Genomic DNA, 17,036 nt, shown 5'->3' on the forward strand with positions numbered 1-17,036 from the left:
GTAAGTTGCACTGTACAACTAAGTCGGCTACTGTCAAGCGGCAGGAGAGGGAGGTCACAATGGCGCCGAAAGACCAGGCCCAGGACATTGAAAGTTCGGGACAATTGGATTTCCCGCGACCGCTGGCCACGGTCGACGTGGTGATCTTCGCGATCCGGAACGAAGGCCTCCACGTCCTTCTGGTGCAGCGGCCGGCCAGCGCTGGCGAGCCGTTCCCGCTCGCCTTCGCGCTGCCGGGCGGCTTCGTCGATATCGCCAAGGACCGCGATCTGGAGGCCTGCGCGGTGCGCAAGCTGAAGGAGAAGACCGGCGTGACCAGCCCCTATCTCGAGCAGCTCGGAAGCTGGGGCAGCGCGATCCGCGATCCGCGTGGCTGGTCGGCGACGCACGCCTATTTCGCCCTGATGCCGGAGGAGGCGGGTCGGGCCGCACTCGCACCCGACGCGCAATGGTTTCCGATCGTCGCCGGCAGCATCAAGCCGAAGCTCGCCTTCGACCACGGCGAGATACTCACTGCAGCCGTCGAGCGCCTGCGCAACAAGGTCGAATACACCTCGCTGCCGGCCTACCTGATGCCGGCGGAATTCACACTACCTGATCTTCAGCGGGTCTATGAGATCGTGCTGGACCGTCCCTTGGAGAAGAGCGCCTTCCGCACGCGGATTCTCGCAGCCGACATGATCGAGCCGATCGCCAAGATGCGGCGTGGCCCGAACCGCCCGGCGCAGCTCTATCGCCTGAAGAAGGGCAGGGAGCCGGTGTATTTCGTGCGCACGTTCAATCCGCCGGAGTGAGCGGTCTTACGCGAACTGGCTAGGTCGCGGCGGTTCCGGTGGATCGACGACGAACCCTTCGCAGATGATGAGGCCGTTGATCAGCCTGAACTCTAGCCTGTCGTAGCCCGGCATCGTCTCGCCGGGCTTCGGCGGCAGCAGCGCGATGCGACCTTGAATGCACAGCACGGACTGTCCAGTGCCACGCCACATCCTGATCCCGGTTTCCTTCCAGCGCCTGCGAATAAGCGTCTCCCGATCACAGGGATCGTCGGATTTCGTGACGGCGGCCGGGGCGATGTCGGCTTTGGCGATGACAGCCTCGACTGGGGCCGCTTCGGCGGCATCGGTCTCGACGAGGTCGCGTTGAACCACGTCCGTCTCGACAGCGATGGCTTCGGAAGTCTCTGCGGCATCGGAATTGACCGCGTCGGTCTCGAAAGTTTCGATCAGCGTCGGGGCAGCCTCGACTGCCTCGGGCTCAAGCACATCGGGCCGAGTGGCGTCGCTCTCGGCCTTGGTTTCAAAAGGCGCCGTCTCAATCGCGTCGACCTCGATAATGTCGGCCTCGGCAGCATCGAGCGGGAGAACGCCGGACCCGGTAGCAACAGCCTCACATGAGTCCTCTGATGGCGCGACATGCGCCGTAACGTCGTCAGCGCAAAGCGCGACGGGTTCGATTGTTTCGGCCTCAACCGCGTCGGCCTCGGCGCATTCGATTGCGACGAAAGGCGCCTGAGCAGATTCGATTTCAGCTATCTCGGCCTCAACGGGAAGCTCATCGCTTTCAACGGCCTCGATCTCACTCCGGGAGAGATCGTCGGACGTGATTGCAGAGGAGACAGCATCGCGGTTGCTTGTCGTGACCGGCTCATCTGCATCGATCTCGGCAGCGCCAGTCTCCGCTGTTGCGGTCTCTGCGACATCCGTCGCAGGAGCCTCCATTTCCTCAGCTTCGACCGTGTCGGTCTCGACGGGCTCGGCCGCCGCGGCCTCGGTTCCATCGGGAGCCGCCTGCACGGTGTCGGGTTCAACCGTTTCCGTCTCGATCGCGCCGCGCGCAACGTCGTCCTTCGTGAGGTCCGCAGCCGGTGCCTGAAACTCGCTGACGACAAGCGGTTCGTCGTTCGTTCGACCACGCAGCAGCGACTTGAATTTCGCCAACGCAAATTCAACCGCCGGAATCCGGCGCAGCGCTATCGCCAGTCTCGTGAGGACTGGGAGCTGTTTGGGAGCATACTCGGCGTGAGACATCAGTGATTCTCGAAACGAGCAAGAGTTGCCCGCGACGCGCGGGGCTGTCAAATCGCGCTGATGGCCGTTGTCGTCATGTCAATGGCATTGTGGCGGATAGGGTCATACCGCGTTCGCAGTGCAGAGCGGGGTGGAGATGGTGTATCCGGAAATGACCGGATCGGTCGGATCCGGCCCCGGGGCGGAATGCGTCGCTTGAAATTCGATACGAAGCTGATTGGCGTCATGGCGGTGCTCGCCGTCACCCAACTCGTCGGATGGGGGACGATCGGGCTTCCCGCCATCGTCGGCCGCGATCTCGCAGCCGATCTCAATATGAGCCTTCCGGCGGTATTCGCGGGAACGTCGGTTCTGTACGTGGCGATGGGGCTGTGCGCGCCCTGGCTCGCAAAGTCCTTCACGCGGCATGGCGCGCGCCGTGTGATGATGGTGGGCACGCTGGTGACCGCGCCGGGCTTTGTGCTGCTGTCCTTCGCGCAGGAGTCGATACTTTATTTCGCGTCGTGGATCATTCTCGGTGTGGCCGGCAGCGCCACGCTCTCGACCGGCGCGTACATCATGCTGAACGAGGTTGCCGGCCGGCGCGCAAAGAGCGCGATCGGCGCGCTGATGCTGGTGACCGGCCTTTCCAACAGCCTCTTCTGGCCCGCGACGTCGTTCCTGAGCAGCCTCGTCGGCTGGCGCGGAACGTGTCTGATCTATGCGGCCATGATGGTCGTCGTCTGCTTGCCGCTCCTTGCCTTCGGTGCACCGCGCCGGCGCAAGGCGAGCGAGGAGGTCACCGCGAAGGCGCGAGACGTGCCGCCGTCTCCGGTGCCCAGGCGCACCTTCCATCTCGTGGTATCAGCGGTCGCGCTCAACGCATTCGTGAACTTCGGCTTGAGCGCCATCTTCATCGAGCTCCTGAAGGCCGAGGGGCTCTCGCCGGCGGAGGCCGTCGGCTTCGGCTCCATGCTGGGCGTGATCCAGGTCAGCGCGCGCGGCATCGATTTCCTCGGCGGCGGACGCTGGGACGGCATCACGACCGGGCTGGTCGCGGGCACGGCGCTGCCGCTTGCCATGCTGCTTCTGATGGCCGGCAACGGCGCATATTGGGTCGTTACGCTCTTCATCCTGCTCTATGGCCTCGGCAGCGGCGCGATGGCGGTGGCGCGGGCGACGATCCCGCTCGTCTTCTACGACCAGACCGAATTCGCCAAGGCGATGTCGATGATCGCCATGCCGGTCAACCTCGCCGCCGCCGTGTCGCCGCCGATTCTCGCAGCCCTGCTGGTCCACTTCGGCAGTCGCGGCCTGCTCGGCCTGACCATGCTCTGCTCATGCGCAACGGTGTTGATCCTGATCGCTCTTGGCCGCCGCCGGCCACGGGCCGCGACGGCTGCCGCGGTGTGATGTCGTAAGACGAGCCTACGATGGTGGCATGCCGCCAGTGCAGGACTCGCGGGCTCGAAATAGTGTATCCGCAGGGAGCGCGGCCCGGCCTCGGCCGCCGCGCCAACACCAGTTCCCGGAGGAAACCTTATGTCGGCCTTGCCGCTCTCAGGCATCAAGATCCTTGACCTTACGCGCGTGCTCGCCGGGCCCTTGTCGGCCCAGATGCTCGGCGATCTCGGCGCGGAGGTGATCAAGATCGAGCGGCCCGGCACCGGCGACGACGCGCGCGCCTTCGGCCCGCCTTATCTCGCTGACCCCGAAGGCAAGCAGAACAACAACAACTCCTTCTACCTCTGCGCCAATCGCAACAAGAAGTCGGTCACCGTCAACATCGCCAAGCCGGAAGGGCAGGCGATCATTCGCGAGCTCGCCAAGGACGTCGACGTCTTCATGGAGAACTACAAGGTCGGCGATCTCAAGCGCTATGGCCTCGATTACGAGACGATCAAGGCGATCAACCCCGGCATCATCTACTGCTCGGTGACCGGTTTCGGCCAGACCGGACCCTACGCCCCGCGCGCCGGCTATGATGCGATCCTGCAGGCGATGGGCGGCCTGATGAGCGTCACCGGCCATATCGACGGCGAGCCCGGCGAGGGCCCGATGAAGGTCGGCCCGTCGATCGTCGATTACATGACCGGCATGAACACCTCGATCGGAATTCTCTCGGCGCTCTACCATCGCGACGTCAATGGTGGGGAAGGACAGCACATCGACGTCTGCCTGTTCGATACCGTCATCGCATCGTTGTCGCACTGGCTACAGATCTACCTCGTCAACGGCAAGACACCGCCGCGCCGCGGCACCTGGGGCAATGGTGGCATGCCGGCCGGCGTATTCCGCTGCACCGACGGCGAACTGATGCTGGTGGTCGGCAATGACGGTCAGTTCCAGCGGACATGCGCCGTGCTGGGTGAGCCCGAGCTTGCGAGCGACAAGCGCTTCATCAAGAACAACGACCGCGTCGTGCACGGCAAGGAGATCATGGCGATCTTCGCTGGTCTGTTCCTGAAGAAGCCGGTGGTCTACTGGCTTGAAAAGCTGGAGGAGGCCGGCGTGCCGTCAGGTCCGATCAACAATTTCGAGCAGGTGTTTAGCGATCCGCACGTCCAGTCGCGTGGCATGCGGGTGAAGGTCAACCATAAGTTCGAGCCCGAACTGTCGCTGATCCGCAACGCGCTGACGTTCTCGGAGACCCCCGTGACGGACTATCGCGCGCCGCCGCTGCTTGGGGAGCACACGCAGGAGGTTCTCGGCGAACAACTCGGGTATGATCCTGGGAAAATCGAGGCCTTGAAGAAGCAGGGCGTGATCTAGCAGCGATCTCCCCTTCACCTCTCCCCGGCGGGGGGAGGTCGATTTGCTCCTCGCGATGCGAAGCATCGTCGAGTGCAAATCGGGTGAGGGGCTCAGGTCTCACCAGAGTGCGTAACCCCCACCGGGCGCCGTGGCCGATGCAAGCATCGGCGTCTTCTTGGAACGGCGCCCTGAGGCCGCCTATGCCGACCTCTCCCGATGGGAGAGGTGAAGGAGAATCGATGACCACCGGCAAAACCATCATCACCTGCGCGATCACCGGCAATCTCACGAAGCCCGAGCAATCGCCATATCTTCCGATCACGCCCGAGCAGATCGCGACATCCGCGCTGGAAGCGGCAGAAGCCGGCGCAGCGATCGCCCATATCCACGTGCGCGATCCCGCGACCGGGCGTCCGTCGATGTCGATCGATCTCTACCGCGAGGTCATCGAGCGCATCCGCGCCCGCAACAAGAGCCTGGTCATCAATCTCACCACCGGGCCAGGCGGACGTTATGTTCCCTCGCACGACGATCCCCGTATCGCCGGCCCTGGCACGACTCTGGTCCAGCCGGAAAAGCGCGTCGAGCATATCGAGCTGCTCAGGCCCGACATCTGCACGCTCGATCTCAACACCATGAACTCCGGCGGCGAGGTCGTAATCAACACCCCGCGCAACGTCCGCATCATGGCCGAGCGGATGAAGGCGGCCGGCGTGCTGCCGGAGATCGAGCTGTTCGATTCCGGCGACTGTCACCTCGCGCGCGACCTCCTTGCCGACGGCACGTTGAAAGGGCCGGGCCTGTTCTCCCTCGTGTTAGGGGTGAAGTACGGCTTCTCCGCCACGTCGGAGACGATGTTTTATGCCCGTAGTCTGCTGCCGCCGGGTGCGATCTGGTCCGGCTTCGGCATCGGCCGCGCCGAATTCCCGATGGTCGCGCAGGCCTATCTGCTCGGCGGCCACGTCCGAGTCGGCATGGAGGACAATCTCTTCATGTCCAAGGGTGTGCTGGCGAAGACAAATGCCGAGCTGGTCGCGCATGCGGCTGCGATCCTGAAGAGCCTCGGTGCGACAGTCGCGAGCTCGGACGACGCGCGCGCCATGCTCGGGCTCGCCTGACGCCCGCCGTCAGCCCCGCCGCGCGGGTCGATGTCATCTCGAGACAACTCTGTGCTGCTAGCCACGACGTTACGGCGAGGAAGGAGCGCGCCGCCAGTCGGAACTCTCGGCGCGCTTCACCGGCGAGTTCGCCGACGGCAATCAAAGCGATGCCGGAACCCGAACATTCCAGTGAACCGTTGAGAGACAACGGAAGGGTGAGGGGCCTTTCGTTCCATTGTCCACAGATGATCCGTAGTTGCCCCGGCTTTCGTCGCAATCCGGACTCGTATTCGATCTCTTCATCTGACGAACTGATGTCCGGCAGGGAGGATTCGAATGTCCTACACGATCGGCTATCAAGTGAAGAACCAGAAGGCTGTCCTGGCGACCGAGGCGGCGACGGCCAACCAGGCCGTGGCGATCGTCGCAGCGCTGCAAAAGTCGGCTGAGGAAATCAAGTTCATCCGCTCGCCGCAGGAAGGCGACATGGGCATCGAAATGCTGCTGCTGCTCGCCAAGGAAGAAGCCGAGGAGATGCCACAGAGGATGTAGTCAGGGGGAAGCTCGCGAGCACGCTTCGATCTTGAGCGAAACGTCGCAGCCTTGAGATGATGTAGGCTGCTGCCGTTACGTTTACAGACGAAGGTAACCGCCCATGAAACGCGAAACGCTTCGCGTCGAGCCGATCTCGACCTTTCTCGACCGCTGGAAGGCGCCGGCCTCACCGGTGACGCGCGCCGGCAACATGATATTCGTGTCGGGGCTGCCGCCGCTCGATCCCCAGACAGGGGAGATCGCAGCGGCTTCGATCGAGCGGCAGAGCGAGCTCGTCATGGAGCAGATGAAGCTCTGCCTCGAGGCCGCCGGCGCCGGCCTCGACAATGTCATGAAGTGCAACGTCTATTGCACGTCGGCGAAGCATTTTGCGACTTTCAACGGCGTCTACGCCCGCTACTTCCCGGAGCAACCGCCGGCGCGGATATTCGTCTGCATTCCCGAATGGACCGGGCCGTTCGACATCGAGATCGACTGCATCGCGATGATGTAACGGGGCTTAGCGCGCAGCGACCTTCGCGGGCGCCTTGCTCCCCGCCTTGCCGGTGGTCAGCCCCATCACCGCCATGCTCACCACGCGCTCGATGATGCCCTCGACGTCGTCGAGGTCGCATTTGCCGTCCGACAGCTTGGTCAGCCGCTCGCTTTCGCGAATGGTGTGGTGCGCCATGGCCAGAGCGAAGTGCAGGCCCCAATAGATCTCCTCATCACTGCGGTCGGGCAGCGCGCGGCGCATCGCGGCGGCGAATTTCCGCAAGTGGTCGATCTCGCGGTTCTTGATGCGGCGGATCGGCGGCACCGATTCAATGGAGGCGCGGATCATGAACCGCGCCGCGGTGGAACGCTGGTTCGCCGGCCCCAGGCAGCCGTGCAGGGTCGGGCCTACCAGGGCGCGCAGGATCATTTCGATCGGCGCGCGGCCGCCGCCTTGGTCTTCCGCTGCCTTGAGTTCCGCCAGCCGCTCGCGATTGAGCGCGATGCTCCGCGTCACGAACAACTCGGCGATCAATTCGTCCTTCGAGCCGAAATGGTAATTCACGGCAGCCAGGTTGACGTTGGCCTCGGCGACGATGTCGCGCAGCGTCACGTCGCCGAAGCCACGGTCGGCGTAGAGCCGCTCGGCGGCGGCGAGAATGGCAGATCTGGTCTGATCACTGGCCATGGCTGAGAGCCTTTTCTCGTCATTCAGGGGCGCGACGAAGTCGCGAACCCGGAATTTCGCGCCACAACTTCCGGATTCCGGGTTCAGTCCTGCGGGCTGCCCCGGAATGACGATGAGGGGCGCGCGCCGGAGGGAGTTGCAATTCAAACAGTTGTATGAAACTATCGTTTGAAGGCCGGGAAAAGTCAATCCGCAATCGGGAGCCGTTCGCAATTGCGACCTGGAGTTCCCAAGCGCTCCGCAAGGTGCTTGCGGGCCGCGCGAGGCGGGAGGACAGTCCGGCAAAAAGATCGTTCAAAGAGAGAAACGAGGAGCGTCCCATGGACTTCGACATGTCCCCCAAGCAGAAGGAATGGCTCGAACGCGTGCAGTCCTTCATGACCAAGCACGTGCGCCCCGCTGTTCCCGTCTACAATCAGCAGGATCACAGCGGCGAGCGCTGGAAGGTCATTCCGGTGCTGGAGGATCTGAAGAAGAAGGCCAAGGCCGAAGGCCTCTGGAACATGTTCCTGCCGCCGTCCAAGGAGCATGACGACGACGAATTTCACGGCGCGGGATTGACCAATCTCGAATACGCGTTGCTGTCGGAGCAGATGGGCCACATCTCCTGGGCCTCGGAAGTGTTCAACTGCTCGGCTCCCGACACCGGCAACATGGAAGTGCTGTTCCGCTACGGCACCAAGGAGCAGAAGCGCAAATGGCTACGTCCGCTGATGGACGGCGAGATCCGCTCCGCCTTCCTGATGACGGAGCCGGCGGTTGCCTCGTCGGATGCCACCAACATCGAGACCCGCATCGATCGCGACGGTGATCATTACGTCATCAACGGCCGCAAATGGTGGTCGTCCGGTGTCGGCGATCCCCGCTGCAAGATCGCGATCCTGATGGGCAAGACCGACGTCAACGCCGCCAAGCATCAGCAGCAGTCGCAGATCCTGGTGCCGCTCGACACGCCCGGCATCAAGGTCGAGAAGATGCTGCCGGTGTTCGGCTTCGACGACGCGCCGCACGGCCATGCGCAGGTTCTGCTGGAGAACGTCCGCGTTCCCGCGTCGAACCTGCTGCTCGGCGAGGGTCGTGGCTTCGAGATCGCGCAGGGCCGCCTTGGCCCCGGCCGCATCCATCACTGCATGCGCACCATCGGCAAGGCCGAGGAGGCGCTGGAGAAGATGGTGAAGCGGCTGATGTCGCGCACCGCGTTCGGAAAGAAGATCATCGAGCACTCGGTGTGGGAGCAGCGCATTGGCGAGGCCCGCACCGACATCGAGATGAACCGCCTCTTGTGCCTCAAGGCCGCCGACATGATGGACAAGGTCGGCAACAAGACCGCGCAGCTCGAGATCGCCATGATCAAGGTCGCAGCTCCCAACATGGCGCTGAAGATCATCGACCAGGCGATCCAGGCCTTTGGCGGCGCGGGCGTCTCGGATGAAGCCGGTCTTGCCAAGGACTATGCGGGCATCCGCACGCTCCGCCTCGCCGATGGTCCGGACGAGGTGCACAATCGCGCCATTGCCAGACTTGAAATCCGGAAGTATGCAAACTCTCCCAAGCACTAAAAGGGAGTGCCCGGCGGCGTTCCCGAATAAGATCGAGAAGACCGTGAGGGAGCGTCATCGTGGCTGACGGCGTCAGGAAAGATGAGGAGTTCTCGGGCACCAAGCCCGTCGAGGAGCGGCATCGTTTCGATGAGCTGCGCCTCGAGACCTGGATGCGCGAGAACGTCGAAGGCTATCAGGGCCCGCTGGTCGTCCTGCAATTCAAGGGCGGCCAGTCCAACCCGACCTACCGGCTCGATACGCCCGGCCGTTCCTACGTGATGCGCCGAAAACCATTCGGCAAACTGTTGCCGTCGGCGCATGCGGTCGATCGCGAATATCGCGTCATCGCAGCGCTCGGAAAGCAGGGCTTTCCGGTCGCGAAAGCCTATGCGCTCTGCCAGGACGACGGCATCATCGGCGCTGCCTTCTACATCATGTCGATGGAGGAGGGCCGGGTGTTCTGGGATCCGACGCTGCCGAGCCAGACGCCGGACGCGCGCCGACGAATCTTCACCAGCAAGATCGAGACGCTGGCGAAGCTGCACATGTTCGATCCCGCCGCGATCGGCCTTGGCGATTTCGGCAAGCCCGGCAATTATTTCGCGCGGCAGATCGATCGCTGGACCAAGCAGTACCGGGCCTCCGAGACCCAGCACATTCCGGAGTTCGAGAAGGTTGCCGAATGGCTGCCGCGCACCGTGCCGGAGCAGGCGCGCGTCTCGATCGTCCATGGCGACTATCGCCTCGACAACATGATTTTCCACGCGAGGGAACCGCGCGTGCAGGCGGTGCTGGACTGGGAGTTGTCGACACTCGGCGATCCCATGGCCGACTTCACCTATCTGTTGATGCAGTGGATCATGCCGGGGCTTGAAGGCGCCGACATCAAGGCGCTGAACATTCCGAGCCTGGAAGAAGCGGCGCAGATCTACTGCAACGCGACCGGGATGAGCGTGCCTGATCTCAACTGGTACTTCTCGTACAATCTCTTCCGCCTCGCGGGCATCACGCAGGGAATCGCGGGTCGAATCCGCGACGGCACCGCCGCGAATGCAAAAGCGCTCGAATCCGCCAAGCGCACCGTGCCGCTGTCGAAGGCATCATGGGAGTACGCGCAGAAGGCGGGCGCGGTTTAGGGAACGCCAGACGAAATAAGAGGCGCGATTCGATTGAGCCGCGCTTTTTTTCTTTTGTTGTTGTGATTCGCGAACGTTCCGGCATTCTCCGTCATTGCGAGCGAAGCGAAGCAATCCAGGAATGTATCCGCGGCGACGGTCTGGATTGCTTCGTCGCTCCGCTCCTCGCAATGACGAGTTTGTTGAAACCCGTCCAGCTCTCGTAGGGTGGGCAAAGGCGCGTCAGCGCCGTGCCCACCGCTTATACGTACACAGAAGTGGTGGGCACGCTTCGCTTTGCCCACCCTACGCACTGGCCGCGACCGGAGCCGAGGCGCAGACGGGCACGCTTCCGCCTTCGCTCTTCGAGCTACGGCGGACAAGTCGCTTTGCCCTCTGCGACTTGCCGGTTGCGAGTCGGCGCTTCGTCCCTATCTCCTTCATCAGAAGACGGTCATGATCCAGCAACTGCGCATCTACGAGATTTTTGAGAAGAACAAGACTGCGTTTCACGCCCGGTTTCGCGATCACGCCGCGCGCATCATGCGAAGTAAATACGGCTTCCAGATCGTGGCGATGTGGGAAACCAGGCTCGGCGACAGAACTGAGTTCGCCTATCTGCTGGAGTGGCCGGACGAAGCGACCAAGGCTGCCGCCTGGGCTGCCTTCATGGCGGACACCGAGTGGTCCGAGATCAAGCGCGTGACGCACGCCGAGCATGGGCTGATGGTCGGCCAGATCGAGGATCGGCTGCTTGCGCCGGTGGATTATTCACCGTCACGAAGCTTGTTGCGTTAGCGGCGCGGCGCAAGTATCGTAGCCCGGGTGAGCGCAGCGATACCCGGGGAATTGATCCCGCATGTCGCTTCGCTTATGCGGGCTACGCTGCGCCAGTTACGCCCCCATTTTCGCGCAATGCGCGATCAGCTTTTCGACAAACTTACCGCACTTCTCGAGCTCCGACATCTCCACGAACTCGTCCGGCGTGTGCGCCTGGGCGATCGAACCTGGGCCGATCACCACCGAGGGGATATCGGCCATGCTGGCAAACAGGCTCGCTTCGGTGCCGAAGGCAACCTTGGCGTGGTCGTTGCGGCCGGCGAGCTTTTTGGCGAGCGTGACGATGGTGTCGTCGGCCCGGATGTCGAGTGCGGGATAGTCGAGAATCTCCGCGAAATCGATGCCGCACTCGGGATGCCGCTTCTTCATCGCCGGCTCGATCTCCGCCTTGGCCCAGGCGACGATCGCGTCCGTCACCTCTCGCGACTCAGTGATGCCAAGCCCACGGCACTCGAACTCCACGGTGCACGTATCCGGCACGATGTTGAGTGCGGCGCCGCCATGCACGATGCTGGTGAGCAGCGTCGCGTGTGGGACGTCGTAGAGGCTGTCCTGCTCCGCCTTTGCGGCAAGCGCGACGGCGCGGCGGCGGATCTCGGTGATCAGCTCGGCCGCATATTCGATGGCGTTGACGCCGTCGGGCGCTATCGAGGAGTGGCGGGCGAGACCCTTGAAGGTCGCGCGCACGCCGTGCTTGCCCTTGTGGCCGATGATGACCTTCATCTCGGTCGGCTCGCCGACGAAGCAGCCGAGCGGCGTGACGGGCTTCTTGGCAACTTCGCGCAGCATCGGCCGCACGCCGACGCAGCCGATCTCCTCGTCATAGGAGATCGCAAGATGGATCGGCGTTGTCAGCTTCGCCTCGACCATCTCTGGCACCATCGCAAGGCAGACCGCGACAAAGCCTTTCATGTCGGTGGTGCCGCGTCCGTAGAGACGGCCGTCACGCTCGATCAGCTTGAACGGATCGTGGGTCCATGTCTGGCCCACGACCGGCACCACGTCGGTATGCCCCGACAGCACGAAGCCGGGACGGTCGTTCGGGCCAATGGTGACCCAGAGCGAGGACTTCTGCCCGGTCTCGTCGACGATCCGCTGTCCGCTGATGCCGAGGGATGCGAGGTAGCTTTCGATGTAGGCGATCAGGGCAAGGTTGGAGCGATCGCTGACGGTATCGAAGGCAACGAGGTCGGCGAGCAGTTTGCGAATACGGTCGGGTCTTTGGCTTGTCATTGTCGGGTTCTTGGGAAGGGAGGATGGCAGCTCTGCCGCCTGCACGAACCATACCAACGGTGGCGCCCGTCGGGCAAATCACCTGCCGGTAGTCTGGGGCGATCCTACTTTGCATGGGGTTGTTTTCGAGAAAAAGACATCGCTTAGATGCTTGGTCTCGGCAATCGTAGGGTGGACAAAGCGAAGCGTGCCCACCGCGTATACTTCCTCGTGGAAAAAATGGTGGGCACGGCGCAAGTGCGCCTTTGCCCACCCTACACGCTCCGGCCGTGTCGTCGGAAGCATGGGCCGGCTCAACAGCGCATCGCTGTCGCGCAGCGTCCGGGGCACGAGAAAGCTAAACCGGCTTGCCCGTATACGGCATCGAGGCCGTGAGGCCACCGTCGACGGGGAAAGCCTGGCCGTTGACATACGACGCCTCGTCGCTTGCCAGGAACAAGCCCATCGCCGCGAGCTCGTGCGGTTGGCCGGGGCGCTTGAGCGGATTGAGCTGGCCGATCTTGTCGGCGGTACCGCGCTCCTTCGCACGGTCAAAGATCGGCTTTGTCATTCCGGTTTCGATGAGTCCGGGGCACACCGCGTTGATGCGCACACCGGTGCCGGAGAGCGAATAGGCTGTGGTCTGCACCAGGCTGATCACGCCGGCCTTGCTCGCGGCATAGGGATGACCGCTCGCACCAGCCTTGAGACCCGCGACCGATGCCGTCAGCACGATCGCGCCCGACTGCTGCTGCACCATGTGCGGCATCGCATACTTCACCGCGAGGAAGGGACCAATCAGGTTGACGCGCAGAACCTCCTGCCAATGCTCGACCGTCTGCTCGGCGAGCGGCACGAGCCCGCCGGAGACGCCGGCATTGGCCCAGATCACGTCGAGCCGGCCATGCGTCCTCACCGCCTTGTCGATGACGGCCATGACGTCCGTCTCGGAACCCGCATCAGCCATCACGGCCTCAGCGGTGCCGCCGGCGCGCTTGATCTCCTCGACCGTCTCCTTCACGCCCTCGGTGCGATCGACCGCGATCAGTCTTGCGCCTTCTTTCGTGAATAGCAGCGAGGCCGCGCGGCCGATGCCGCTGCCCGCGCCGGTGATGATGACGGATTTGCCTTGCAGACGGCCCATGCGTTTCTCCCTTGTAGCTTTCACGCGACGCTTGCCGCGCGGCGGAATTTCAAACAGAATTTCAAACGGCAAAGTGTCTTGAGACACGTTCGCTACTCACGTACAGCGACATCAAACGGGATGGAAGGGTTTCGATGATGTCCGATTCCGACAGGTCCAAAGTCGTCACCACGCGGTGGTGGTGGGTCCGTCATGCGCCGGTGCGCAATGACGGCGGCAACATCTATGGTCAGAAGGATCTCGCCTGCGACACCAGCGACCTGGAGGTGTTCGAGGCGGTCGCAAAGATCCTGCCGCGCAATGCAGTCTGGTACTCGAGCAATCTGATGCGCACGCATCAGACGGCGGAGGCGATCTGGGCGGCCGGCTTTCCGAAGCCAGCCAGCATGACGTGGGAAGCGGATTTCGCCGAGCAGAATCTCGGCGACTGGCAGGGCATGAATCGTGCAGCCTTCGTCGCGAGCCGCCCCGCGGGCACTAGCTGGTTCGCCGACATCAACGAGCCCGCGCCAGGAGGCGAGAGTTTCATGGATCTCTACAACCGCACTTGCCGCACGATCGAACGGATCAATCGCGAGCGGGCGGGGCAGGACGTGATCGCGGTTACGCATGGCGGCACGATCAAGGCGGCGCTGGGGCTTGCGCTCGGCGGCGAGCCTGAGAAGGGGCTCTCCTTCGATATCGATAATGTCTCGGTGACGCGGCTCGATCGTTTCGCAACAGCAGAGCGCGTCGTCTGGCGCCTGCCGATGGTGAACCAGCAGCCGTGGATCGCGGACGACAGGCACAACGCGATGCACCAGCCTGCAGGGCCGGAAGTCAAGAAGCTCGCGTGAGCCATTGCCGCCGAGCGCGGCCGCGGCTCACGCATCAAACCAACGTCGTCAATTCTGGGAGAAAAACATGACCTTGTTCGACATGAAGGGAAAAGTCGCCGTCATCACGGGATCGACGCGCGGCATCGGGCTTGCGATCGCGGAGCGTATGGCCGAGCACGGCGCTAAGGTCGTGATCTCCTCGCGCAAGGCCGACGTCTGCGAGGAGGTCGCGAAGGGAATAGACGACAGGTTCGGCAAGGGGACCGCGGTAGCGATCGCGGCCAACATCTCCTCGAAGGAAAATCTGCAAAACCTCGTCGACGAGAGCAACCGCGCCTTCGGCAAGATCGACGTGCTGGTCTGCAACGCCGCCTCGAACCCTTATTACGGTCCGCTCGCCGGCATCTCCGACGATCAGTTCCGAAAGATCCTCGACAACAACATCGTCGCCAATAACTGGCTGATCTCGATGGTGGTGCCGCAGATGATCGAGCGCAAAGACGGTTCGGTCATCATCGTCTCCTCGATCGGCGGCCTCAAAGGGTCGACCATTCTCGGCGCCTACGCGATCTCCAAGGCTGCCGACATGCAGCTCGCGCGCAATCTGGCCTGCGAATACGGCAAGCACAACATCCGCGTGAACTGCATCGCGCCCGGCCTGATCAAGACCGATTTCGCCAAGGCACTGTGGGACAATCCGGAGAACCTGAAGGCCTCGACCTCGCGCTCGCCGCTCCTGCGCATCGGCATCCCCGACGAGATCGCGGGCGCTGCCGTGTTCCTTGGATCGAAGGCCGGCGACTTCATGACCGGCCAGACCATGGTCATCGACGGCGGCGCGACGATTAGTTGACGCGTTCGCGTGCGGAAGTGGGAAAAGGCAAGCAAGCCGCCCTCACTCAGTCATCGTCCGCGAAGGCGGACGATCCAGTACTCCGCGGCGGTGGTTGGGTAAACCAACTCCAGCCGCGGAGTACTGGATGCCCCGCCTTCGCGGGGCATGACACCGAGGATGTTGCGGCAGCGTCGGCTCACTCCACCGCCGCATACACGAGATTTCGCACCAACGTCCGCGTGTAGTCGCGCTGGCCCGGGCCCTGCGTCATGAACACTGCGATCAAATCCTCCTTCGGGTCGATCCAGAACAAGGTGCCGGCGATGCCGCTCCAGAAGAACTGACCGACGCTGCCAGGGAAGGGCGCGATGCCGGCGTCCCTGCGTACGGCGAAGCCGAGGCCGAAACCGTGACCGGGTGCGAGCAGTGTACCATTGACCTTCACGCTTGCACCGAGGTGATCGGAGGCCATCAGCTCCAGCGTCTTGGGGCCGATGATGCGCGCGCCGTCCAGTGTGCCGCCGTTGCGCAGCATCATCGCGAAGCGGGCGTAGTCCATTGCGGTCGAGACCAGACCGCCGCCGCCGGACTCCATCGCCGGCCGCTCCAGCATGTTGAAGAGGACGATCTTGTCGCCGGTCCAGGGATCAGCGGGGAAGGGCTCGGCGAGGCGGGCTGCGTTGGCCTCGCCGGTCGAGAAACCGGTCTCGGTCAACTGAAGGGGGCCGAGGATACGTTCGCCCAGGAAGGCGCCAAGTGACTTGCCGCTGACGACCTCGATGATGCGACCAAGAATGTCGGTCGAGCGGCTGTAGTTGAACTCCGCGCCGGGCTGGCAGACCAGCGGGAAGCTCGCGACCAGGGCGGCGTGCTCGGCGTTGGAGATCTTGCGGCTTCGGACACGGGACTCCTGATAGAGCTTGTGCACTGGGCCGTCGCCCTGGTGCTCGTAGGTGATGCCGGAGGTGTGGCGGAGCAGATCCTGGACCGTGATCGGCCGGTGGGCCGGAACCAGCTCGAGCTTGCCACCGCTGACGACGCCGACCTGCGGGTTGGCGAATTCGGGGATGTACTTGGCGAGGGGATCGCCGAGCAGGACATGGCCGTCCTCGACCAGCGTCATGATGCCGACCGACACGATCGGCTTCGTCATCGAGAAGATGCGGAAGATCGAATCACGCGCCATCGGCACTGTGGCGGCAGGAGTCTGTCGGCCGAGCGCCTCGAACCAGCCGACCTGGCCACGGCGGGCCACCAGCACGGTCGCGCCGGGAACGGTTCCCTTGTCGATCTCGCGCCTGAAGGCATCCGACATCGCCTGGAGGCGGGGGCGCGACAGACCTAGCGTTTCGGGCCTCGCCTCCGGCAAAGGCGGGGTTTGAACGGCGATCTTCGGCTTCGAGGCGGTTTGAGCGCTCATTGTCACGTCCGGGTTGTTGTTCTGGTTCAGGATGAACTGTGACCCGGAAGGCGCGGTGTGAACAAGCGCCTCGCTTGCGCTTCTCCCTTGCAAACCGGCCGCCCCCTGTGCTTGAAAGCGGCCTGACCCGTGGTGACGCAGGTCCGTAGGAGTGTAGCTCAATTGGTAGAGCACCGGTCTCCAAAACCGGGGGTCGCAGGTTCGAGCCCTGCCACTCCTGCCAGCCAAGTCAGCCAGCCAAATCCGACAGCATCGATCACCGGTGACGCAGGGCAAGCCCAGCCATGAAGCTGCGACGAAGCTTCATCGTGGCCCGATAAGTCCTTGATCCTGATCGGCTCTCGTATGGCTGCCCGAGAGTAGGGCCTGACGGGAAGGCTTGCCCGCACCTTGACCTTTGCCCCCATCCGCAGTAGATACCCGCCACCTGCAGCCGGCCCGTTAGACGCGGATCTCCGGCGCGGCCTTGAAATCCCCGAACAATCGAGCCCGGTTTCCGGCTCATCCTTCAAGCGAAGAGGGTTGGGCAGACGG

The 17,036-nt window shown here is 63.4% G+C and carries 16 protein-coding genes and 1 tRNA gene; 12 read left to right on the forward strand and 5 right to left on the reverse strand.

The window, feature by feature from the left end:
• The first annotated feature begins 59 nt into the window (after positions 1–59).
• Complete coding sequence (locus tag SO139_RS02580; protein WP_449377303.1) at positions 60–794, forward strand: NUDIX hydrolase; 735 nt, start codon at positions 60–62, stop codon at positions 792–794.
• Positions 795–800: 6 nt separating this feature from the next.
• Here the strand turns inward: SO139_RS02580 and SO139_RS02585 are convergent, their stop codons facing one another.
• Entirely contained in the window at positions 801–2,027 is a 1,227-nt protein-coding gene (locus SO139_RS02585; RefSeq protein WP_449377302.1) for a hypothetical protein, read from the reverse strand.
• 186 nt (positions 2,028–2,213) lie between these two features.
• Between SO139_RS02585 and SO139_RS02590 the strand changes: the two genes are divergently transcribed.
• The 5 genes from SO139_RS02590 to SO139_RS02610 all read left to right on the forward strand — a co-directional run bounded on the left by SO139_RS02590 (position 2,214) and on the right by SO139_RS02610 (position 6,908).
• Positions 2,214–3,419, forward strand: coding sequence for an MFS transporter (locus tag SO139_RS02590; RefSeq protein WP_449377301.1), 1,206 nt, complete (start codon positions 2,214–2,216; stop codon positions 3,417–3,419).
• 129 nt (positions 3,420–3,548) lie between these two features.
• Complete coding sequence (locus tag SO139_RS02595; protein WP_449377300.1) at positions 3,549–4,778, forward strand: CaiB/BaiF CoA transferase family protein; 1,230 nt, start codon at positions 3,549–3,551, stop codon at positions 4,776–4,778.
• Between the two features lie 221 nt (positions 4,779–4,999).
• A complete protein-coding gene (locus tag SO139_RS02600) occupies positions 5,000–5,878 on the forward strand; it encodes a beta-keto acid cleavage family enzyme (protein WP_449377299.1) in 879 nt (292 codons plus the stop codon).
• Positions 5,879–6,196: 318 nt separating this feature from the next.
• The gene (locus SO139_RS02605) at positions 6,197–6,412 is read left to right on the forward strand and encodes a hypothetical protein (RefSeq protein WP_449377298.1); all 216 of its coding nucleotides are present in this window, start codon (positions 6,197–6,199) and stop codon (positions 6,410–6,412) included.
• 103 nt (positions 6,413–6,515) lie between these two features.
• Positions 6,516–6,908, forward strand: coding sequence for a Rid family hydrolase (locus SO139_RS02610; protein ID WP_449377297.1), 393 nt, complete (start codon positions 6,516–6,518; stop codon positions 6,906–6,908).
• Positions 6,909–6,914: 6 nt separating this feature from the next.
• On the opposite strand, the gene SO139_RS02615 is transcribed toward SO139_RS02610, so the two are convergent.
• Positions 6,915–7,577 (reverse strand): TetR/AcrR family transcriptional regulator, encoded by a 663-nt coding sequence (locus tag SO139_RS02615; protein WP_449377417.1) that lies wholly within the window; start codon positions 7,575–7,577, stop codon positions 6,915–6,917.
• Positions 7,578–7,897: 320 nt separating this feature from the next.
• Between SO139_RS02615 and SO139_RS02620 the strand changes: the two genes are divergently transcribed.
• The 3 genes from SO139_RS02620 to SO139_RS02630 all read left to right on the forward strand — a co-directional run bounded on the left by SO139_RS02620 (position 7,898) and on the right by SO139_RS02630 (position 11,031).
• Entirely contained in the window at positions 7,898–9,136 is a 1,239-nt protein-coding gene (locus SO139_RS02620) for an acyl-CoA dehydrogenase family protein (RefSeq protein ID WP_449377296.1), read from the forward strand.
• A gap of 59 nt (positions 9,137–9,195) precedes the next feature.
• Entirely contained in the window at positions 9,196–10,254 is a 1,059-nt protein-coding gene (locus tag SO139_RS02625) for a phosphotransferase family protein (protein WP_449377295.1), read from the forward strand.
• Between the two features lie 435 nt (positions 10,255–10,689).
• Positions 10,690–11,031, forward strand: coding sequence for an NIPSNAP family protein (locus SO139_RS02630; protein WP_449377294.1), 342 nt, complete (start codon positions 10,690–10,692; stop codon positions 11,029–11,031).
• Between the two features lie 96 nt (positions 11,032–11,127).
• Here SO139_RS02630 and argE read toward each other — a convergent pair whose 3' ends face one another.
• Both argE and SO139_RS02640 read right to left on the reverse strand, forming a co-directional pair.
• The gene (gene argE, locus SO139_RS02635) at positions 11,128–12,306 is read right to left on the reverse strand and encodes an acetylornithine deacetylase (RefSeq protein WP_449377293.1); all 1,179 of its coding nucleotides are present in this window, start codon (positions 12,304–12,306) and stop codon (positions 11,128–11,130) included.
• 337 nt (positions 12,307–12,643) lie between these two features.
• Entirely contained in the window at positions 12,644–13,429 is a 786-nt protein-coding gene (locus SO139_RS02640; RefSeq protein ID WP_449377292.1) for an SDR family NAD(P)-dependent oxidoreductase, read from the reverse strand.
• A gap of 137 nt (positions 13,430–13,566) precedes the next feature.
• Between SO139_RS02640 and SO139_RS02645 the strand changes: the two genes are divergently transcribed.
• Complete coding sequence (locus SO139_RS02645; RefSeq protein ID WP_449377416.1) at positions 13,567–14,265, forward strand: histidine phosphatase family protein; 699 nt, start codon at positions 13,567–13,569, stop codon at positions 14,263–14,265.
• 67 nt (positions 14,266–14,332) lie between these two features.
• On the forward strand, positions 14,333–15,100 hold the full coding sequence (locus SO139_RS02650) for an SDR family NAD(P)-dependent oxidoreductase (protein ID WP_449377291.1): 768 nt from the start codon (positions 14,333–14,335) through the stop codon (positions 15,098–15,100).
• 178 nt (positions 15,101–15,278) lie between these two features.
• Here the strand turns inward: SO139_RS02650 and SO139_RS02655 are convergent, their stop codons facing one another.
• Positions 15,279–16,502, reverse strand: a complete 1,224-nt coding sequence (locus tag SO139_RS02655; RefSeq protein WP_449377290.1) for a serine hydrolase domain-containing protein — start codon at positions 16,500–16,502, stop codon at positions 15,279–15,281.
• Between the two features lie 147 nt (positions 16,503–16,649).
• On the opposite strand from SO139_RS02655, the gene SO139_RS02660 reads away from it, so the two are divergent.
• Positions 16,650–16,725: transfer RNA gene (locus tag SO139_RS02660), tRNA-Trp, on the forward strand.
• Positions 16,726–17,036: the final 311 nt, after the last annotated feature.

It is taken from the genome of Bradyrhizobium sp. UFLA05-89 (assembly GCF_059803475.1).